At 72.1% G+C, this 19,759-nt stretch carries 19 protein-coding genes and 1 pseudogene; 12 read left to right on the forward strand and 8 right to left on the reverse strand.

Translation table 11 applies throughout. From position 1 onward, the window contains the following. The first annotated feature begins 27 nt into the window (after positions 1-27). Both CW362_RS28910 and CW362_RS28915 read left to right on the forward strand, forming a co-directional pair. Positions 28-594 (forward strand): hypothetical protein, encoded by a 567-nt coding sequence (locus tag CW362_RS28910; RefSeq protein WP_240658085.1) that lies wholly within the window; start codon positions 28-30, stop codon positions 592-594. 103 nt (positions 595-697) lie between these two features. After that, positions 698-1,048, forward strand: a complete 351-nt coding sequence (locus CW362_RS28915) for a hypothetical protein (RefSeq protein ID WP_103552573.1) — start codon at positions 698-700, stop codon at positions 1,046-1,048. A gap of 77 nt (positions 1,049-1,125) precedes the next feature. Here CW362_RS28915 and CW362_RS28920 read toward each other — a convergent pair whose 3' ends face one another. Together CW362_RS28920 and CW362_RS28925 are read right to left on the reverse strand one after the other, a co-directional pair. Continuing rightward, positions 1,126-2,745 carry an aromatic amino acid lyase gene (locus CW362_RS28920; RefSeq protein WP_103552551.1) on the reverse strand — a complete coding sequence of 540 codons (1,620 nt, stop codon included), beginning with the start codon at positions 2,743-2,745 and terminating at the stop codon, positions 1,126-1,128. A 67-nt stretch (positions 2,746-2,812) separates the two neighbouring features. Continuing rightward, on the reverse strand, positions 2,813-3,772 hold the full coding sequence (locus CW362_RS28925; protein ID WP_103552552.1) for an ABC transporter substrate-binding protein: 960 nt from the start codon (positions 3,770-3,772) through the stop codon (positions 2,813-2,815). 343 nt (positions 3,773-4,115) lie between these two features. On the opposite strand from CW362_RS28925, the gene CW362_RS28930 reads away from it, so the two are divergent. Genes CW362_RS28930 through CW362_RS28945 form a run of 4 tightly spaced genes read left to right on the forward strand, consistent with a single transcriptional unit; the run spans position 4,116 to position 8,199 of the window. Continuing rightward, positions 4,116-6,671, forward strand: a complete 2,556-nt coding sequence (locus CW362_RS28930) for a sensor histidine kinase (protein WP_240658086.1) — start codon at positions 4,116-4,118, stop codon at positions 6,669-6,671. A gap of 2 nt (positions 6,672-6,673) precedes the next feature. Then, a complete protein-coding gene (locus CW362_RS28935; RefSeq protein ID WP_103552553.1) occupies positions 6,674-7,147 on the forward strand; it encodes a roadblock/LC7 domain-containing protein in 474 nt (157 codons plus the stop codon). A 58-nt stretch (positions 7,148-7,205) separates the two neighbouring features. Further along, a complete protein-coding gene (locus CW362_RS28940; RefSeq protein ID WP_103552554.1) occupies positions 7,206-7,637 on the forward strand; it encodes a DUF742 domain-containing protein in 432 nt (143 codons plus the stop codon). Beyond that, positions 7,588-8,199, forward strand: a complete 612-nt coding sequence (locus CW362_RS28945) for a GTP-binding protein (protein ID WP_103552555.1) — start codon at positions 7,588-7,590, stop codon at positions 8,197-8,199. Before CW362_RS28940 ends, CW362_RS28945 begins: the two co-directional genes overlap by 50 nt. Before the next feature lie 96 nt (positions 8,200-8,295). On the opposite strand, the gene CW362_RS28950 is transcribed toward CW362_RS28945, so the two are convergent. From CW362_RS28950 to CW362_RS28965, 4 genes are all read right to left on the reverse strand, one after another. Next, positions 8,296-8,970, reverse strand: coding sequence for an ABC transporter permease (locus CW362_RS28950; RefSeq protein ID WP_103552556.1), 675 nt, complete (start codon positions 8,968-8,970; stop codon positions 8,296-8,298). Next, positions 8,967-9,665, reverse strand: a complete 699-nt coding sequence (locus CW362_RS28955) for an ABC transporter permease (protein ID WP_103552557.1) — start codon at positions 9,663-9,665, stop codon at positions 8,967-8,969. The genes CW362_RS28950 and CW362_RS28955 overlap by 4 nt, the downstream gene beginning before the upstream one ends. Beyond that, positions 9,662-10,801 carry an ABC transporter ATP-binding protein gene (locus CW362_RS28960; RefSeq protein ID WP_103552558.1) on the reverse strand — a complete coding sequence of 380 codons (1,140 nt, stop codon included), beginning with the start codon at positions 10,799-10,801 and terminating at the stop codon, positions 9,662-9,664. Before CW362_RS28960 ends, CW362_RS28955 begins: the two co-directional genes overlap by 4 nt. Positions 10,802-11,072: 271 nt before the next feature. Further along, positions 11,073-11,888, reverse strand: a complete 816-nt coding sequence (locus tag CW362_RS28965) for a CDP-alcohol phosphatidyltransferase family protein (RefSeq protein WP_103552559.1) — start codon at positions 11,886-11,888, stop codon at positions 11,073-11,075. A 108-nt stretch (positions 11,889-11,996) separates the two neighbouring features. Here CW362_RS28965 and CW362_RS28970 point away from each other — a divergent pair, with 108 nt between their 5' ends. The 5 genes and pseudogenes from CW362_RS28970 to CW362_RS44840 all read left to right on the forward strand — a co-directional run. Continuing rightward, positions 11,997-12,977: a zinc-dependent alcohol dehydrogenase gene (locus tag CW362_RS28970; RefSeq protein ID WP_103552560.1), complete on the forward strand. Its 981-nt coding sequence runs from the start codon at positions 11,997-11,999 to the stop codon at positions 12,975-12,977. Positions 12,978-13,114: 137 nt separating this feature from the next. Beyond that, positions 13,115-13,513 (forward strand): 6-pyruvoyl trahydropterin synthase family protein, encoded by a 399-nt coding sequence (locus CW362_RS28975; RefSeq protein ID WP_037621270.1) that lies wholly within the window; start codon positions 13,115-13,117, stop codon positions 13,511-13,513. Then, positions 13,510-14,733 (forward strand): glycosyltransferase family 4 protein, encoded by a 1,224-nt coding sequence (locus CW362_RS28980; protein ID WP_103552561.1) that lies wholly within the window; start codon positions 13,510-13,512, stop codon positions 14,731-14,733. Before CW362_RS28975 ends, CW362_RS28980 begins: the two co-directional genes overlap by 4 nt. After that, entirely contained in the window at positions 14,661-15,662 is a 1,002-nt protein-coding gene (locus CW362_RS28985) for a class I SAM-dependent methyltransferase (RefSeq protein ID WP_420856883.1), read from the forward strand. The genes CW362_RS28980 and CW362_RS28985 overlap by 73 nt, the downstream gene beginning before the upstream one ends. Then, positions 15,659-16,672, forward strand: a pseudogene (locus tag CW362_RS44840) (lysylphosphatidylglycerol synthase transmembrane domain-containing protein); the annotation flags it as partial. The gene CW362_RS28985 and the pseudogene CW362_RS44840, both read left to right, overlap by 4 nt. A 143-nt stretch (positions 16,673-16,815) precedes the next feature. Here CW362_RS44840 and CW362_RS28995 read toward each other — a convergent pair. After that, positions 16,816-17,580 carry a creatininase family protein gene (locus CW362_RS28995; protein WP_162684257.1) on the reverse strand — a complete coding sequence of 255 codons (765 nt, stop codon included), beginning with the start codon at positions 17,578-17,580 and terminating at the stop codon, positions 16,816-16,818. A gap of 38 nt (positions 17,581-17,618) precedes the next feature. Between CW362_RS28995 and ribA the strand changes: the two genes are divergently transcribed. Further along, complete coding sequence (gene ribA, locus CW362_RS29000) at positions 17,619-18,326, forward strand: GTP cyclohydrolase II (RefSeq protein WP_103552564.1); 708 nt, start codon at positions 17,619-17,621, stop codon at positions 18,324-18,326. Between the two features lie 193 nt (positions 18,327-18,519). Here the strand turns inward: ribA and CW362_RS29005 are convergent, their stop codons facing one another. Continuing rightward, entirely contained in the window at positions 18,520-19,746 is a 1,227-nt protein-coding gene (locus CW362_RS29005; protein WP_103552565.1) for a serine hydrolase domain-containing protein, read from the reverse strand. Positions 19,747-19,759: the final 13 nt, after the last annotated feature.

Genomic DNA, 19,759 nt, shown 5'->3' on the forward strand with positions numbered 1-19,759 from the left:
CACGTACAACGGAAACGGAGCACAGCCATGACCTTCCAGAACCCCAACCCCCAGCACGGCGGCCCCCAGAACGCCTTCGGCCTCGGAACGCCCGCCGCTCCCGGACAGTCCGCGCGACCCCGCAGACGGTGGCTGAAGTACGGGGCGGTCGCCCTCGTGTCCCTGTTCGTCGGAGTCGGCATCGGTACGAGTGACGGCTCGGCCGAGACGGGCAAGGGTGCGTCCGGGACGAAGGCGGCTCCCCGCCCGACGGTCACCGTCACCAAGACCGCCGCGGCGGCCGACCCCGAGCCGGCGCCGACCGTCACGAAGACGGTCGCCGCGAAGCCGAAGAAGACGAAGGAGGCCGGACCCGCGACCACCTTCTCCGGCGAAGGTGAGTACGTGGTCGGTGAGGACATCGAGGCCGGCACGTACAAGACGGCAGGTTCCGATGGCGCGTTCGGCTGCTACTGGGAGCGGGCGAAGGACGCCAGCGGCGAGTTCGGCTCGATCATCGCGAACAACAACCTGGAGGGTCCCGGCCGGGTGACCCTCAACAAGGGTGAGTACTTCAAGACGAACCGGTGCCAGGAGTGGAAGAAGGTCGGCTGATCCGGTCGAAGGACCGCTGGTGGCCGGGAGGTCGGTGTGGGATCGTTTCGCGGTGACCGACACCGCTGCCGGAACGACCGCGTCGGGGCGACCCGACGACCGCATGCCGTCCGTGCTCCGCTTCGTGACGGAGCTCGTGGCCTGGGTGGCCGCCCCCTGGGCCCTGGCCGACCGTTCGTGGCTGCTCGCCGTGGCCTCCGTGGTGCTGCTCATCGGTCTGCCGACCGTCTTTGCCACCCCGGGGGACAAGTCCGACGTCCTCGTACCGGTCCCGGGCTGGGTGACCGTGCTGCTGGTGCTGCTCCAACTCGTCGCGGCTGTCGTGTTCTCGTGGCTCGCCTGGCCCGGCTGGGCGGCGGTCCCGGTCACCGTGCTGGCCGTCGCGACCTGCGTGACGGAGCGTCGGCGCTGGAAGTGGCTGTGCCGGGACGTGAGTTCCGGCCCGGTGGCCTGAAGTCCGGTGCGGTCGGGCCCGTTCCGGCCCGCGCGATGTCAGGGGACCGTCCGGCTCCGGTCCGGCCGCACGGGTCCTCACGCGTCGCCGGTGAGTTCGGCGAGTTCGTCGAGCAGGGCCGCGGCCGCGGTCACGTCGTCCGTGAGGGGGCGGTCCCGCATGTCCGGGTCCAGGGCCGCCGCCGCGCGGAGGTAGGCGCGGCCCGCCGGGGTGCCGGGCGCGGGACCGGTGCCGCGCAGCCGCAACGCCCTTACCGCGGCTACGAGTTCGCAGGCCAGGACCAGCCGGTAGGGCCCCGCGGTCCGGAGCGACTTGCGGGCGGCCTGGGTCGCGAAGGTCGCCGCCTCCTCCATGCCCTGGGACAGCACCACGTGTCCGAGCGCGGCCGGGCCCGCGCACGCCTGGATCTCGGCGAGGGCGGAGGCGGCGCCGTACTCCAGGATCATCGTTCCGGACCCGGCCGAGGCTGCGTCGGCCAGGTAGGAGCGCAGACCGGTCAGTTCGGGACGGCCGAGGGCGGACAGGCGGGCCGCCGAGAGCCGTGCCGTACCGAGCACGGCGAGGCCCAGCTGGTCGAGCGCGAGGGTGAGCGGTGCGGTGAAGAAGCCGCCGTGGTGCCGCGCGAAGGGGGTGCCCGTGATCTCGTCCCAGCCGATGAGGGGGTTCTCGGTGGCGGAGTTGAGGTCGATCGACAGCACCCGCTCCAGGCCGGACCACGCTTCCATCGCGGGGCCGTGGGCCTGCGGGAAGCAGCGGAAACCGAAGGGGTCCTGCACCCGTGCCGGCGCCCGGCCCGGCGCATCGGGCGGAGCCGTTCCGTCCCCGGCCGTCACGCCGAGCAGCCGCCGGACGCGGGCCGCCGCCCGTGCGATCGCCGGGTGCGCGTGGGCCGCGTGGACCTCGGACGCGTACGGTTCGAGGGAGCCGTCCACCGCGTACAGGGAGAGCGCGGCCACGACATGGGCGGCGCGCAGGGGCACCCCGAGGTCGTGCCAGGCGAGCGCGGACTGCCCCAGTGTGAGGGCGTTGCTGCTCAACAGGGCCAGCGCGTCACCGCGTCGCAGGGGGAGGCGCTCGGGGAGCGGACGCCCGGGCGGCAGGTCGTCGGCGAAGTGGTTTCCGGAGGCCGCCGGGTCCCGTGTCCAGGTGTCGTGGCCGAACAGCGCGAGCCCGAGCTGGGCCAGCGCCGTCAGGTCGCCGGTGCCCACGGACCCGTACTCGGGGACCCGGGGATGCACTCCCGCCCGAAGTGCCTGTGCGACGGCCATGGGTATCTCCGGGCCCAACCCCGAACCCGCGGCCAGGAGTTGGTTCGTGCGCACCACCATCATCGCGCGGGCCTGGCGTGCCGGCAGGGCGTCCCCCGCGCCGCCCGCGTGGCTCAGCAGCAGCCGCAGGTCGTGGCCGGCGCCGTCGTGTTCTTCGACGGCCAGTCCCCGGTGCGCTCCCACGCCGGTGCTGCGGCCGTAGACGCGGGCCCCCTCCGCAGCCAGCCGGTCGGCCGCCCGCCGGGTGTGCTCCATGGCCGCGAGTGCCGCCGGGGACAGGGCGGGCGGCTCCGCTCCGTCGGCGACCCTGGCCACCGTGGCGGCGTCGAGCCCCCGGCCGTCGAGGAGCGCGCCGGGTGACGCGTCCGCCGGGGCCGGGTGTTCGGTGACCGGACCGCCGACGGCGGTGTCGGCCGTGCGCTCGAGCATGCCGGACGTTCTCTCTCCTCGGCCGTGTGCCGTCGCCCTCCCGGCGAGGAGGGCGACGGCACCGGCGTCAGCTCAGTCCCGCCGAGGACAGCCAGTTCTTGGCCACGTCCAGCGGGTCCTTGCCGCCGTTCTGCACGTCGCCGTTGAGCTTCACCAGGGTTTCGGTGTCGAGCTTCGACGAGACGTCGTTGAGGACGGAGACCCCGGCCGCCGGCAGACCGCTCCGGTAGGTCAGCGGAGTCACGTTCTCGAACCCGAACAGGTTCTTCGGGTCCTGCAACACGACGAACTTGTTCTTGCTGATCGTGGGGTCCGTCGTGAAGACGTCCGCGGCCTGGATGTTGTTCTTCTGCAGGGCCGTCACGGTGAGCCGGCCGCCCGCGTCCAGTGCCTTGAAGCTCTTGAAGTCGAGACCGTACACGGACTTCAGGCCCTTCAGGCCCTGCTGCCGGGTCTGGAACTCGGGAGACCCCCCGATGACCAGGTCCTTCGCCACCGCGGCGAGGTCGCCGATGGCCGACTTGGTCGTGAGGTCGTACTTCGCGGCCGTGGCCTCGTTCACGGCGACCGCGTCCTTGTCCTGGGCCTCGGACGGCTCCAGCAGGGACAGCTTCGAGTCGAGCTTGGCCGAGATGGCCTGGTTGGTCTCCTCGACGGACTGCGGGGCGGCCTTGGCGTCCAGGTAGGCGAGCAGCGCGCCGTTGTACTCCGGCAGGACCGTGATCGTGCCGTTCTTGATCAGGCCGTACGTGGTCTCGCGGCTGCCGATGTTCAGCTTGTAACTGACTTTGATGCCCTTGGACTTGAGGGCCTCGCCGTAGATGTCGGCGAGCAGGATGCTCTCGGGGAAGTTGTTGGAGCCGACGACGACCGTACCGGCCTTGGCGGCGTCTCCCTTCAACGGGTCCTTGCCGTCGGAGCTGTCGGAGGAGCCGCAGCCCGTCAGCGCGGCAGCGGCCACAACCAGCAGGGAAACAGCGGAAGTCGAGGAGGATCGAATGCTTCTGGCGATGGTCACGTTGGTCATCCAGACTTGGCAATCGGTGGGGCGGCGGTGACTGGCGGGGGGCGGGCGACGGACCTGACGATCCAATCGAGCCGCCTCAACCACCGTCAAGACACGAATAGATCACTGATGGGGACCGTACAGCTTCAGCCCGTAGGCGCAACGTGACCGAAACGGGAGCGAATCAGGCGTCTTCGCGGGTCACTTTTAGGTTGATCATGGCCGCACTCTGAAGGCAGCCGCTAGGGTTGACCGCGCCGAGGGCCCCCTTCCACTTGTCGGCCCGATCGCGTTCGCTCGTGACCACTGATCCACGCAGGCCTGCAATCGGGCTTCCAACGGGGAATGAAGTCAAGGAGGTTGGGTGCCCGCGCACAGAAAAGCCGCCTCGGGGCAGCCGTCCACGGCTCTCGGGACCGGCCGGACACCATCTCTGCTGGACCGCTGGCCCTTCCGCCGGAAACTCAACGTTCTGGTGATCGTCCCGCTCGCGGTCATCTCCGTGATGCTCGCCTACGTCGTCTCCGGTGAGATCGGCCGGGCCCGGTCCGCCGCCGACACCGCCCGGCTCGTGCGCGACAGCACGCAGGTGGCGAAACTCATCGACGCCGTGCAGACCGAGCACCGGCAGGCACTCCTGGTCTCCCTGCGCTACGAGGCCGCGGGCTCGGGGAAGAGCGCGCCGGACACCGCCGCCTACCTGGCCGCGCAGGACAGGGTCGGCGCCCGCGTCAAAGAGGTCCGGGCCGTCTACGGCGACCGGCTGCCCGACGGCGAGGCCCAGGCGCTGAAGGAGCTCGAAGGCCTGGACAGCCTCCGTGAGACCGTGGAGCAGGGGCCGATACCCGCCGACAACATCGACCCGGCGTACGGATCGGTGATCGAGGGTCTCATCGACGGCCTCGGCCTCGGCCGCTCGGGCGGCGAGTCCTCCACCTCCGCGGGCAGTCTGCTCGACGCGCTGCTGCGCGCCGACACCGCCCACGCCTCCTTCGAGACCAGCGTGTTCGCCGCCCGCACCCGTGACGCCAACGCGCTCATCGAGTTCACCGCCGCCGTCGGCGACTACGACCAGTACACCTACCAGGCCGACCGGTTCACCCGGTTCGCCGGCCCGGAACAGGGCACCGACCTCGCGGGGATCGAGCACAGCCCGTACCAGAGCGTCATCGCCCAGCACTGGGCCGCGCTCCAGGTCGACCCCGGAGCGCTGGTCGCCGAGAACGCGGCACAGTTGCGGGTCGCGCTCGACGAGGCACTGCGCGCAAGTCCCACCTACGAGCGGCAGGCCGAGAACCGGCTGAAGATCGTCCAGACGCTGATCGACGGGATCGCCGGGAACGCCCAGTCCGCCTCGAACGCCGCCTGGTGGCGGGTGGTCTGGCTGGTCACCGGCATCCTGGCCGCCTTCGCGGCCTGGCTGCTGTTCTCCGTGCTGATCCGGCGCTCCGTGGTGCGGACCGTACGCACCCTCACGGCGGCGGCCCAGCACGTGGCCGGCGCCGCGAAGGAGGAACTCGCCCGTGTCGCGGACGACGACGCCGACGACGCGAGCCCGCCGCGGCTGGAGGCCGTTCCCGTGCCGGTGCGCGACGAGATCGGTGAACTCGCCGAGGCCTTCAACCAGGTTCAGGTCACCGCGGGCGCGCTGCTGGAACGCCAGGTCGTCGGCCGCCGCAACATCGCCGAGATGTTCGGCAACGTCGGCCGCCGGGTCAGCAACCTGACGGCCCGTCAACTCGCCCTGATCGACTCCGTGGAGCGCGGCGAGACCGACCCCGAGGTGCTGGACCGGCTCTACCGCATCGACCACATCGCCGTCCGTCTCCAGCGCAACGCCGACAGCCTCATGCTGCTCGCGGGGATCAGCGAGACCGGTCTCAACACCGAACCGATGCGGCTCAGCAATCTCGTCCGCGCCGCGCTCGGCCAGATCGAGGGCTACCAGCGCGTCACCCCGCACGCCGAGGGCGATGTCACCGTCGTGCCCGACATCGTCGGCGACCTGACCCTGATGCTCGCCGAACTCCTGGAGAACGCCGTGATGTTCTCCTCGGCGACCAGTGGCGTCGAGGTCGTCCTGCGGCCCCGCCACCAGGGGGGCGGAGCCCTCGTGGAGATCATCGACCACGGACTCGGCATGAGCCCCGAGCGGCTGGCGCAGGAGAACGCCCGGCTGATCCGGCGCGAGCGCCTCGACCTGGCGCCGACGGAGGTCCTCGGCCTGTTCGTGGTCGGCGGTCTGTCCCGGCGCTGGGGCATCGAGGTGGTCCTGTCCCGCACTCCGGGCGGCGGTGTCACCGCCACCGTCGCGGTGCCAGCGGGCCACCTCGTGCCCGGCGCCCCGGTTCCCGCCGCGGCGCGGGCCCCGCGGATCGAGCCGCCCGTGCGCCGCTCCGGTCCGGACGAGCCGCGCAGGGCGCGGGTCGAGGCGCCGTCCGGACCCGCGGGTCTGCCCCGAAGGGTGCCGGCACGGCCCCGGACCGCCGAGTCCCCCGGCCACGCCCGCCGTTCGGAGGCGACGGACACCGGCGCCGAGCGTGCGACGACGCACGGCGGTACCCGGCCCGGCGCCGGACCCGAGCCGGCACCCACCGGCCCGGGGCGGACCGGTGAGGCCGGTCCGCTGCGCCGCAGGGTGCGCGGTGCGACCCTGTCGGCCGCCACCGCGTCGAGCCGGCTGCCCCGTCCCACGGAACCCCCCACTCACCGCAGGCCGCCCTCCTGGCAGCCCACGGACGCCGAGGCGGCGCGTTCCGAACTCGACGAGTTCGAGGCCGCCGTCCTGCGGGCCGAACGCGAGACCGCGGCCGAGAACCGCTCGACCGCGGTGTCCGGACCGGGCGGCAGACCCGGCGGCCCGGACCGGACCGACACCCCGAACAGAAGACCCTCTTCCCCGGAAGGCATGAGCACGTGACCATGTGGACAGGCGGGCCGGAGTCCCGGACAGCAGAAGCCGCGGCGGACGTGAAGACCGCCGCTGCCGACTTCAACTGGCTGCTCAATCGATTCGCCACCGAGACGGCCGGGGTCGTCGACGTGATCGGTGTCTCCTCCGACGGACTGCTCATCGCGGTCTCCCAGCAGCGGGGCCAGGCCGACTCCGAGCGGCTCGCGGCGATCGTCTCCGGAATCACCAGCCTGGCCATGGGGGCCTCCGGCAACTACGGCCTCGGGGGTCTCAACAAGGTCATCATCGATCTGGAGGAAGGGCATGTGCTGGTGTCCGCCCTCGGCGCCGGAGCGGTGCTCGGAGTGGTCGCCTCGAAGGAGGCGAAGCTCGGCAACATCGCCTACGAGATGACCCTCTTCGCCAACCGGGCCGGTGCGGTGCTCAGCCCGCAGCTGGTGATGGAACTGAAGAGAACCGTGGGCATCGCACCGGCCGGCTGATGTCCGACGGCGCGTCACATGACCGGTGACGCGCGCAGAGTCGAAGGGGGAGGACGTGATGACGTCCGGCGAGCCATTGGCCGGCGACGACGCCGAACGGGAAGTGGAGCGCCCCGCCTCGGTCGTCCGTCCGTTCCTGCTGACCGCGGGACGGATCGCCGGCGGGGACAGTCTCGTACCGCCGATCCCGATCGAGACACAGGTGGTCTCCACCGACAGGGGGTTGGCGGCGCTGGACCGCTTCGTCTTCGACCAGCACCGCGACATCATCACGGTCTGCCGTGAGCCGCAGTCGCTCGCGGAGATCGCGGCGAGACTGAGGATGCACCTGAACGTGGTCCGGGTCCTCGCCGACGATCTGCGCGCCGACGGCCAACTGGTCCTGTACGCGCCGCAGGCCCGCTCCAACCGTGATGCCACTGTTCTGCGAAGGGTGATCGATGGTCTCCGAGCTGTCCCCGACTCCCGGGGCGCGATCCGTGAGGGATGACGACGAGCGTCCCCGGCCGCCGCTGCCGGTGAAGATGGTGATCGCGGGCGGCTTCGGAGTGGGCAAGACCACGACGGTGGGGGCCATTTCCGAGATCGAGCCGCTGACCACCGAGGCGTCCATCACCTCGGTCGCCGCCGGTGTCGACGACCTCACCCACACCCCGGAGAAGGTGACGACGACCGTCGCCATGGACTTCGGCTGTGTCACCCTCGACCCGACCCTGAAGCTCTACCTGTTCGGCACCCCCGGCCAGGAGCGGTTCGGGTTCATGTGGGACGACCTCCTGGAGGGCGCGCTCGGCGGGCTCGTCATCGTCGACACCCGGCGGCTCGACGACTGCTACGCGGCCGTCGACTACTTCGAACACCGCCAGATCCCCTTCGCGGTGGCCGTCAACGCCTTCGACGGCAAGGTCGAGCACGACCTGGACGACGTACGGTGGGCCCTCGACGTCGCCGACCACGTGCCGCTGACCGTGTTCGACGCACGGGACCGGGGCTCCGTGCGGGACGCGCTGCTCGTCGTCCTCGAACACGCCCTGACCCGGGCCGAGGGCTGAGCGCCCCGTCCGGTGAGCGCCCCGGACGGGGCGGCCGGGAACGAGGACGGGGACGGCCCGCAGGCCGCCCCCGTCGGACCGTCCGTCCCCGTGGTCCTACGCGGCCCGGCGCCTGCGTACTCCCGGGGAGACCGCCACCCGGCCCACCGCCCAGAACAGCAGGAGGGCGAGCAGCGCGAGGACGGCCGTGAGGGCGGCTCCGCCGACCACCTTCCCGTAGTCGTGCTGGTACAGGCCGTCCAGGATGTACCGGCCCACCCCGCCGAGGGAGACGTAGGCCGCGATCGTGGCCGTCGAGACGATCTGGACCGTCGCCGAGCGCAGCCCGCTGAGGATCAGCGGCAGCGCCGCCGGGACCTCGACCTGGAACAGGATCCGCGCCTCCGGCATGCCCATGCCGCGGGCGGCGTCGACGGGGGAGGGGTCCACGGTGCGGACCGCCTCGTAGGTGGTGACGAGGACCGGCGGGACCGCCAGCACCACGAGCGGGATCATCACCGGCACGATGCCGATGCCCAGCCAGAAGAACATCAGGACCAGGAGCCCGAAGGTCGGCAGCGCCCGGGCCCCGGCGGACAGGAAGGCCAGCGCGTTGCCGCCGCGCCGGGTGTGCCCGGTGACCAGACCGACCGGAAGACCGATGGCCGAGGCGATCGCGAGGGCCTCGGCCGTGTACTGGACGTGCTCCCACACGCGTTGCGGGATGCCGTCGCGGCCGTGCCAGTGCGAGCCGTCGCTGAAGAAGGACTGCATGAAGTTCAGTACGTTCACGAGACGCCCTCCGGGGTGCGGGCGGCCACGTCCGCGGAGCGCCCGGCGGCGCGGCCGGACGGCGGCTGCCAGGGGGTGAGAACCCGCCGGAGCAGGACCAGCAGGGCGTCGATCACGATCGCGAGGACGGCGGTGGTGACCACCGAGGTCACCGCGAGCCGGGGGCGGCCGTACAACTGGGCGGTGGTCAGCAGGTTCCCGAGTCCGCCCTGGTTGCCGATCAGCGCGCCGACGCTGACCAGGCTGATGCTGGAGGCCGTGGCCACCCGCAGTCCGGCCATGATCGCCGGTACGGCGATGGGCAGTTGGACCTGGAAGTAGCGGCGCGCGAGGCCGATGCCCATCGCCGTGGCGGCGGCGTTCGTCTCCTCGGGGACGGATCGGATCCCGTCGACGACCGCCGGGACGAGCACGACCAGGCTGTACAGACACAGCGGGATCATCACCGTCAGCTGGGTCAGCCCGGTGTAGTCGATGAGCACCACGAAGAAGGCGATCGAGGGGATCGCGTAGAGCACGGTCGAGGTCCACAGGAGGGGCGCGTAGAGCCAGCCGTAATGGACGCACAACAGGCCGACCGGCAGCGCCAGCAGGAGCCCGGCCAGCACGGGGAAGAGCGCCTCCTGCATGTGGACGGCGATCAGACCGCCGTAGCTGTGCTGGAGGTCGCTCGGTATGTCGAAGAACCCGTTCATCGCCCGGCCTTCACCGCCGGCGCCTCCTGCGGGGCGTCCGCCGCCCGCCGCCGCCGGGCCGAGCGGATCGCCGCGGCCACCGTCTCCTGCCCGGCGACCCCGAGGACCTTCCCGGAACCGTCGACGCCGACGGCCTGTCCGGTCGGCGACAGCACGGCCCGGTCCAGGGCGACCCGCAGCGAGTCACGGCCCACCTCGAAGACCGGGCCGTGCGGTTCGAGGGCCTCGACGTCCCCGTCCCAGCTTCCGGGGTCGGCCCAGCCGAGCGGCCTGCCGTCGGCGTCGGTCACCAGGACGGGCACCCCCTCGGGCGCGCGTCCGGAGATCTCCCGCAGGTCGGAGCCGACGGAGAAGACCCGGGAGCGGTCGAGTTCGAGGTCGCGGGTGGACAGGAACGACAGACCGCGGATGCCCCGGTCGGAGCCGAGGAACTCCTCGACGAACGGATCGGCCGGCGACGACAGGATCTCGTCGGGGGCCGCGAACTGGGCGAGTCTGCCACCGGTGCGCAGCACGGCGATCCTGTCGCCGACGGTGATCGCCTCGTCCATGTCGTGGGTGACGAAGACGATGGCCTTGCCCAGTTCGCCCTGGATGCGCAGCAACTCCTCCTGTAGACCGCGGCGCACGACCGGGTCGACCGCGGAGAACGGCTCGTCCATGAGCAGGATCGGCGGGTCGGCCGCCAACGCACGCGCGACACCGACCCGTTGCTGCTGCCCGCCGGAGAGCTGGTACGGATAGCGGCGGGCCATGGCCGGGTCGAGGCCGACCCGCTCCATCAGTTCCGCCGCGCGCTCGCGGGCGCGCTGCCTGGACCAGCCGAGCAGCCGGGGCACGGTGGCGATGTTGTCGAGGATCGTCCGGTGCTGGAAGAGGCCGGCGTTCTGGATGACGTAACCCATTGAGCGGCGCAGGGTGTTGACCGGGCGGGCGCGGACGTCCTCGCCGTCGACGCGGATCGTGCCGCTGCTCGGCTCGATCATGCGGTTGATCATGCGGAGCGTGGTGGTCTTGCCGCAGCCCGAAGGTCCGACGAGAACGGTGATGGAGCGGTCCGGTATCTGGAGGGACAGGCGATCGACGGCCACCGTGCCGTCGGCGTATCGCTTGCTGACATCTTCGATGGCTATCAAGCGTCGAAACCCTTCGGGAACGGCCTTGCCAGCGCGTGGCGCGATCACGTGCACGAGGGTGCGTAGTCTAATCAGTCGCCGTTCGATCCCGGCCATGACGGATCGTGAATGTCGTGCGTAAGCCCGCTGTTCGCCGGGTCCGTGGCCGGACGCCGCCGGGTACTCCGCCGAGAGCGGCCCCTGCGGCGGAGCGCAGCCGTTCCACCGTGACCCGCCGCCGTTCGGTGCCGACGGGGGAGACGGTCCGCGGTGCCGCGTCCGCCCCGGGCGGTCAGCCCTCGGAGCCCGCGGGGGCCGCGCCCACGCTGACCAGTTCCCGCGACGGCACACGCTCGTGGCGCTCGCGGTTCTCGGGAGCCCGCTCCACGATCCCCTGCCCGTTCCGCCGCCACAGCCACAGGATGTCGCGGCCGAACGACCACACGAGCAGCGCGAGCGCCGTCAGCACGGCCGCCAGGTTCACGTCGTACGGCAGGAGACCGGAGCCCGCGACCAGCAGGATGACGCCCTGAAGGGCCGCCACCGTCTTGCGCGCCATGCTCGGCGGCAGCTCGCCGTTCAGCCACGGCAGCACCCGGGCGGCGGCGACGAACGCGTACCGCATCGTGCCGATCAGCAGCACCCACGGACCGAGCGACATCCCGACGTACACGCTCAGCACGAGGATCAGGAACGCGTCGACCTCCATGTCGAAGCGGGCGCCGAGCGCCGAGGACGTGCCGGTCCGCCGGGCGACCTTGCCGTCGACGCCGTCGAGGATCAGGGCGACCGCCGTCAGACCGACCAGCAGGCTCACCGGCGGCGAGCTCTCGAAGGAGTCCGCGACCAGGGCGGTGACACCGCCGACCAGGATGGCGCGGCCGAGCGTCACCCGGTTGGCGGGTCCGAAGGAGCGGGGCCGGGTGCGCCGCAGCGCGCGGGTGAGCACCGCCCAGGTGGCGAACGCGAACACCAGGCCGGTCAGCCAGCCCGCCGGCCCCATCCCGATCGCCGTGCCCAGCAGGGCCAGGACCAGGAGCTGCACGCCGGCTCCCACCATGGTCTCCTGCTGGGGGAGCCTTGCGCCGTACATGTTGTTCAGGGCCACCGCAGATCCTCCGGCCGAATGACAGATTCGATCATCGCCGCGTACCGTGTGCGCGACTTGTCACTGCTCCGTACGTGAAGATCTGCCGAATCGTTCAGGGGGACGCTCATGGAACTCACAGCTCGCGCCTTCTGGCTCGCCTCGCCGGGCCACGGCGAGATCCGTGACGTCACCTTGAACGAGCCCGCGGAGGACGAGGTACTGGTCCGTACGCTCTACTCGGGAGTCAGCCGGGGCACCGAGACGCTCGTGTTCCGCGGGGGAGTGCCGGAGAACCAGCACGCCTCGATGCGCGCGCCGTTCCAGGACGGGGACTTCCCCGCACCCGTGAAGTACGGCTATCTGAGTGTCGGCCAGGTGGAGGAAGGTCCCGCGCACCTGCTCGGGCGCACGGTCTTCTGCCTCTACCCGCACCAGACGCGCTACGTCGTCCCGGCGAGCGCCGTGACCGTCGTGCCCGAGTCGGTGCCCGCCTCCCGCGCCGTCCTCGCCGGCACCGTCGAGACCGCGGTGAACGCCCTGTGGGACGCCACCCCGCTGATCGGCGACCGGATCGCCGTGGTCGGCGGCGGCATGGTCGGCTGCTCGGTGGCGGCCCTGCTCGCCCGCTTCCCCGGAGTGCGTGTCCAGCTCGTCGACGCCGATCCGGCACGCGGCGACATCGCCCGCGCGCTCGGCGTCGATTTCGCGCTCCCCGAGGACGCCGAGGGCGAACGCGACCTCGTCGTGCACGCGAGCGCCACCGAGGCCGGACTGGACCTCTCCCTCGGACTGCTCGCCCACGAGGGGACCGTCATCGAGCTGAGCTGGTACGGGGACCGCCGGATCGCCCTGCCGCTCGGTGAGGCGTTCCATTCACGCCGACTGACCCTGCGCAGCAGTCAGGTGGGTTCCGTCTCCTCCTCCGCCCGGGCCGGAAGGACGTACGCGGACCGGCTGGCGCTGGCCCTCGACCTGCTCGCCGAACCGGCCTTCGACGCCCTGATCACCGGCGAGTGTTCCTTCGGGGAACTTCCGGACGTGATGGGGAAACTCGCCTCCGGATCGATACCCGCCCTGTGTCACCGAGTCGCCTACGAAGAGGTTTGAGCCGTCGAGAACCGGCCTGACCTCTACGGACTCCGAAGAAAGGGCGACACGCGGCTGAACAAGGTGAACCGGACAGCCGTACTACACGACGTGATCCCGGCAGGGGATCAGACGCACCGCACCTGGAGGGTCGTCCGTTGTTCAGCATCACCGTCCGCGATCACCTGATGATCGCCCACAGCTTCCGTGGCGAGGTCTTCGGACCCGCGCAGCGCCTCCACGGGGCGACGTTCCTGGTGGACGCCACCTTCCGTCGCCCCGAGCTCGACGACGACAACATCGTGGTCGACATCGGACTGGCCACGCAGGAGCTCGGCGCCGTCGTGAGCGAGTTGAACTACCGCAATCTCGACAGCGAGCCGGACTTCAAGGACACCAACACCTCGACCGAGTTCCTGGCGAAGGTGATCGCCGACCGGCTCGCCGACCGTGTGCACGCCGGAGCCCTCGGCGCGGGCGCCCACGGCCTCGCGGGCATCACCGTCACCCTGCACGAGTCGCACATCGCCTGGGCGAGTTACGAGCGTGACCTGTGACCGACGTGACCCTCGACCAGGCGTCCCCGCTGTCCGGCCGTGCCGCACAGGCCGCCGGATCCGGTGCCCTGAACTACGTGCCCGTGCAGAACGCGGCTCTCAAGAACGCCGAGATCATCCCCATGTCCCTGCGCACCGTGCACTTCGTCATGCCGGGCGGCGTCGACGACCCGGCCACGCCGAGCGGCGGCAACGCCTACGACCGCCGGCTCTGCCTCGACCTGCCCGGCTTCGGCTGGCAGGTCGAGCGCCACGTCCTCGACGGTGAGTGGCCCCGCCCCGGCGCGAACGCCCGCACCGAACTCGCCCGGACCCTGGCCGACCTGCCCGACGGCACCGTCGTCCTCCTCGACGGGATCGTCGCCTGCGGAGTCCCCGAGATCGTCGCCCCCGAGGCCGACCGGCTGCGCCTCGTCGTCCTCGTCCACCTGCCGCTCGGCGACGAGACGGGCCTGGAGCCCGCCGTGGCCGCCGAGCTGGACGCCCTGGAACGCACGACCCTGCGCGCCGTGTCGGCCGTCGTGGCCACCAGCGAGTGGGCCGTCCGCCGGCTCGTCGCCCACCACGGCCTCGCCCCCGACCGGGTCCACGCCGCCGCGCCCGGCGCCGACATCGCCCCGCTCGCCTCCGGCACCGACGGCGTCTCGCGGCTGCTGTGCGTCGCCTCGGTCACGCCGCGCAAGGGCCAGCACCGGCTCATCGAGGCGCTGGCCACCGTCACCGACCTGCCCTGGAGCTGCGTCTGCGTCGGCGGGCTCGGCCAGGACCCGGCCTACGTCGAGCATCTGCGTGGCCTGATCGCCAAGTACGGCCTCGGCGACCGGCTGCACCTCGCCGGCCCCCAGGCCGGCGCCGAACTCGACGCCACCTACGCCGCCGCCGACCTGATGGTCCTCACCTCCTACGCCGAGACCTACGGCATGGCGGTCACCGAGGCCCTGGCCCGCGGCATCCCCGTGCTCGCCACGGACGTCGGCGGAGTGCCCGAGGCCGTCGGACGCGCCCCCGACGGCGGAGTGCCCGGCATCCTCGTCCGCCCGGAGGACCCGGCGGCGCTCGCGAGCGAGCTGCGCGGCTGGTTCGGCGAGGCCGACGTGCGCCGTCGGCTGAAGGCCGCCGCCCGCGGCCGGCGCGCCGCGCTCGACGGCTGGGCGACCACCGCGCGCAGCCTCGCCGGTGTGCTCGGCCGACTGCCCCAGGAACCCCGGAGGGCCGCGTGAGCACCGCGACGACACCCACGAGCGGGCCGGACTCCGGCATCCCCGAGGAGAAGGTGAGGACGGGCGTGCCCGGTCAGCGAGTCGGGGACCCTGACACCGAAGAGGTGCGCTACGCACCCCAGTGGCTCCAGTTGCGCGAGCCCGCCGACGCCGCCGCCCGGGCGGCCGACCTCCTCGACCCGCTGCGCATCCGGCTGGCCAACCGGCCCGTGCGCGGCGGACTCGCCATCCACGACCTCGGGTGCGGCACCGGCTCCATGGGCCGCTGGCTGGCGCCCCGGCTCGACGGCGCCCAGCACTGGATCCTGCACGACCGCGACCCCTACCTGCTGCACTTCGCCGTCGTCGGCGCGCCCAAGGCGGCGGCCGACGGCAGCCACGTCGACGTCACCACCCAGCGCGGCGACATCGGACGGCTGACCGCGGACGCGCTGGCCGGTGCCTCGCTGGTGACCGCCTCGGCGCTGCTCGACGTGCTCACCGCCGAGGAGATCGACCGGCTCGCGGCGGCCTGCGCCGGAGCGGGTGTGCCCGCCCTCCTCACGCTGTCCGTCGCCGGCCGGGTCGACCTCACCCCGGCCGACCCGATGGACGCCGAGATCGCCGAGGCGTTCAACGCCCACCAGCGGCGCGGCGAACTGCTCGGTCCGGACGCGATCACCGCCGCCTGCGAGGCGTTCGCCCGTCACGACGCGACCGTCCGGGTGCATCCGAGCCCCTGGCGGCTCGGCCCCGACGAGGCCGAGCTCACCGCGGAGTGGCTGCGCGGCTGGGTCGGCGCGGCGGTGGAACAGCGCCCCGAGCTGGCGGAACGCGCGGAAGCGTATCTGGAGTCCCGGCTGGCGGCGTGCGCCGCGGGCGAGCTGCGGGTGGTCGTCCACCACAGCGACGTGCTGGCGCTGCCCCACCCCGTCGGGGGTGCGGCATGAGCGCGGGCCTGGAGACGCCGGTCACGGACGCCGCCCCGGTGGCCGTGACCCCGGATCTCGACGGCCCGCACCTGAACGACCCCGCGGGGTCCGGCGCGTCCGCCTCGCCGGCGCCGGACCCCGCGGGTGCCCGGCCGGGGCCGGCCCCGGCCGGGGACTCCGGGAGCCCCACGGCCGACGGAACCGTCCGGACCCGGCGCGTGTCCGGCCGGTTCCGCAAGCACGCCGGCACCGCCGCCGGCGTCCTCATCCTCGGAGTGCTGCTCTGGCGGCTGGGTACCGGGGTGTTCCTGGACGGGCTGCGGCGGATCGACGGGACCACGCTCGCGGTGGCGATCGGGATCGGGCTGCTCACCACGGTGTTCAGTGCCTGGCGGTGGTGCCTGGTCGCGCGCGAGCTGCGCATCGAACTCCCGCTGGGCGCGGCCGTCGCGGACTACTACCGCGCGCTGTTCCTGAACGCCGCGCTGCCCGGCGGGGTCCTCGGTGACGTGCACCGGGCCGTGCGGCACGGGCAGAGCGCCGGTGACCTCGGCCGGGGCGTGCGCTCCGTGGTGCTCGAACGCACCGCGGGACAGGCCGTGCTGGTGGCCGTCGGCGCGGTGGTGCTGCTCACCCAGCCGTCACCCGTGCTCACGCAGGCCCGCGAGGCCGCCCTGGTCCTCGCGGTCGTCGCGGTGTGCGGTGCGGGTGCGTTCGCCGTCGTCCGCGGGTGGCGGGGCCCCTCGGCCGCCGGACGGTACGGAGCCGTGCGCGGCGCGCTCGTCGAGGCGCGGGGCGCCCTGCTGGCCCGGCGCAGCTGGCCCGGTGTGACGCTCTCGTCGGTCCTGGTGCTCGCCGGGCATCTCGCGATGTTCGTGCTCGCCGCCCGGGACGCCGGATCCGACGCGTCGGTCGCCCGGCTGGTGCCCCTGGCCGTGCTGGCCCTGCTGGCCATGGGACTTCCGCTGAACGTCGGCGGGTGGGGCCCCCGCGAGGGCGCCACCGCCTGGGCGTTCGGCGCCGCCGGGCTCGGCGCCGGCACGGGCCTGACCGTCGCGGTGATCTACGGGGTGCTCAGCTTCGCGGCGGCCCTGCCCGGCGCCGTGGTCCTGGTCGTCCGGTGGGGCGCGGCGCTCCGGCGCCCCCGCGAGGAGAGCGCGGGAGGGCTCGATCAGTGCAGCGTCTCGGACGTCACCAAGGAGAAATACGCTCCGAAGGCCTCGGTCAGCCCGGCGAGGAGTTCCTTCCCCTTCTCGGCACCGGCCATCGACGGCCGCCCGATGACCCCGGACTCGGTATAGGCCGACATGCCGAGGGTGAGCAGATGCCGACGGTCGTCGGCGACGAAATCGGAGGTCTCATAACCGTCTTTGACGCATTCCGGATGGGCATGCAGGAGAATGGACGTCTCGATTTCTCCCGCGTGCATATCAGTGAGCAACGACGTCTGCACACCGGCCCGTTCGCACGCTTCCTCCCAGTCCTCCGCGGCGGGGAAAAGCGCCATGCGCGTACCGGTGCCCGCGGATTCCTGGACCACATTGCCCAGGACGTAATTTCCTCCGTGTCCGTTCACCACGACCAGGGTGTCGACGCCCGATCGCCGCAACGAGGCGGCGATGTCCCGGACGACGGCGTACAGCGTGACGGCGGAAATGCTGACGGTGCCCGGCCAGTCCGCGTGCTCGTGCGAGCAGGAGATCGTCACCGGAGGAAGAAGATGCACCGGATAGGCGGCCGCGATCTCCCGCGCGATGGCGCACGCCACCAGTGTGTCGGTCGTCAGGGGCAGGTAGGCGCCGTGCTGTTCGAGGCTGCCGACGGGAAGGACGGCGACCTGGCGGGCGACACCGGACCCCCGCTCGCGGACATCCTCCGTGCTGTCCAGTGACAGCAGACCACCCGACACCATCACGCGTGTTCCCGAACTACTCATCTTTCACGGCCCTTTCGACTCTGCTTAGGAACCAGATCATGACAGATAACTTTGGCGAACTCGGCGGGAATGCCCCCCTCACAGGTGTCGAACGCGTCGTGATTGCCCCGCTGCCCACCGTGTACGGCGATTTCCACGCGGTCGGCTACTTCGACCACGACCTCGGTGAGGAACAAGTCGTCCTCGTGTACGGCGACTTGGACACCCTCGGAAAGGGGGACGTCCTGACCCGGCTGCATTCCGAATGCCTCACCGGCGATTCCTTCGGATCGCAGCACTGCGAGTGCGGCCCCCAGCTCACCGCCTCGCTGCAGGCCGTCGTGGCCGAGGGCCGCGGCGTTCTCGTCTACCTGCGGGGCCACGAGGGCCGGGGCATCGGCCTGCTCGCCAAGCTCAAGGCGATGAAGCTCCAGGCGGAGGGGCTCGACACCGTCGAGGCGAACGTCGCCCTCGGACTGCCGGTGGACGCCCGCGACTACCGGGTGGCGGCCCAGATGCTGCACGACCTCGGCGTACGGTCGGTGCGGCTGCTGTCGAACAACCCGCGCAAGCGCGAGTCGCTGCTGCGCCACGGCATCGAGGTCGCCGAGCAGGTGCCGCTCCTGATACCCCCGTGCGAGGACAACCTCACCTACCTGCTGACCAAGCGGGAGCGCCTCGACCACTACCTGCCCCACCTGGACGGCGAGGAATGGGCGAAGGCGATCTTCGCCGGGTCCGCCAAGACGGTCGTCACCGAGGAATGACGGAAGAGGCCGGCGGAAGCGGGACGACCGAAGAAGGATTACGGGAGAGGGGCGTACGGTCCCGGGGCTGTCCGAACCAGGGCCCCGGACCGGCCCCGGCCCCCGTACGACCGCCGCGTGCCCGAGGACGCCCGGCGGTGCCGGGCGCACCCCCGTACCGACGGCGGAGCCGGATCGCTCGGCCCGGCACCGATCAGGACCGTACCGCCTCGTGCACCAGCCGCTTGAGGTCGGGGAAGACCGAGTGCGAACCCCTCGGGCGCAGTTGGCTGAGGAACTGCACGGTCAGGTCGCGCCGCGGGTCGACCCAGAAGGTCGTGGTGGCCACCCCGCTCCAGCCGAACGCGCCCTCGCCGGACGGTGCCCGGGTGACGGCCGGGTCCACCACGACCGAGACGCCCAGGCCGAAACCGAGACCCGCGTTGCCGGGCTCCTGGTGGACCGGGCTGCCGAAGGAACGCCGGTCGGCGTTGCCGGGCAGTTGGTTGGACGCCATCAGGTCCACGGTCGAGGGGCGCAGCAGCCGGGTTCCGTCGAGTTCGCCGCGGCGCCGGAGCATCTCCATGAAGCGGTGGTAGTCGTGGGCCGTGGCGACCATTCCCCCGCTGCCGGACAGGAAGCGGGGCCGGCCGCGCAGCGGGAGACCGGCGATCGGGACGAGTCCGCCCTCGTCGTCCTCCCCGTACAACTCGGCCAGTCTGCCCGCCTGTTCGTCCGTCACCTGGAAGCCCGCGTCCGTCATCCCGAGCGGCCCGAGGACGCGCCGGTGGAGGAAGTCGTCGAGGTCCTGGCCGGACACCACCTCGATGACCCGGCCGAGGACATTGGTGGCCACCGAGTAGTTCCACCGCGTGCCCGGCTCGAACTGGAGCGGCAGCCGGGCGTACACCTCGCACGTCTCGGCCAGGTCGGCGCCCGGTGCCACCGAGGACTCCACACCGGCGTCGCGGTAGAGCGCGTCGACGGGGTGCGCGTGGTAGAAGCCGAAGGTCAGGCCCGCGGTGTGGGTCAGCAGGTGCCTCACCAGGACGGGCTGTTCGGCGGGCCGGGTCCTCGTGTCCGGCCCCGACCCGCCGACGTACACCCGTGGTTCGGCGAAGGCGGGAAGGAAGTCGGCCACCGGGTCGTCGAGTCCGAGGCGGCCCTCCTCGAGCAGCATGAGCGCCGCGACCGAGGTGACCGGTTTGGTCATGGAGTAGATCCGCCACAGCGTGTCGATCTCCACCGGGAGTTCCGCCGCCCGGTCGCGCCGGCCGTACGCGGTGAGGTGGGCGACCCGCCCGTGCCGGGCGACGGAGACCAGGAAGCCGGGCAGCCTGCCGTCGTCGACCAGAGCGGCGAAGTGCCGGTCGAGTCGGTCCAGTGCCCCGGGGTCGAGACCGACGGATCCCGGCTCGACCTCCTGTCGCAGATGTCCCATGGCTCTCCTTCGC

It is taken from the genome of Streptomyces populi, from assembly GCF_002911015.1.
In the GTDB taxonomy this organism is placed as follows: Bacteria; Actinomycetota; Actinomycetes; order Streptomycetales; family Streptomycetaceae; genus Streptomyces; species Streptomyces populi.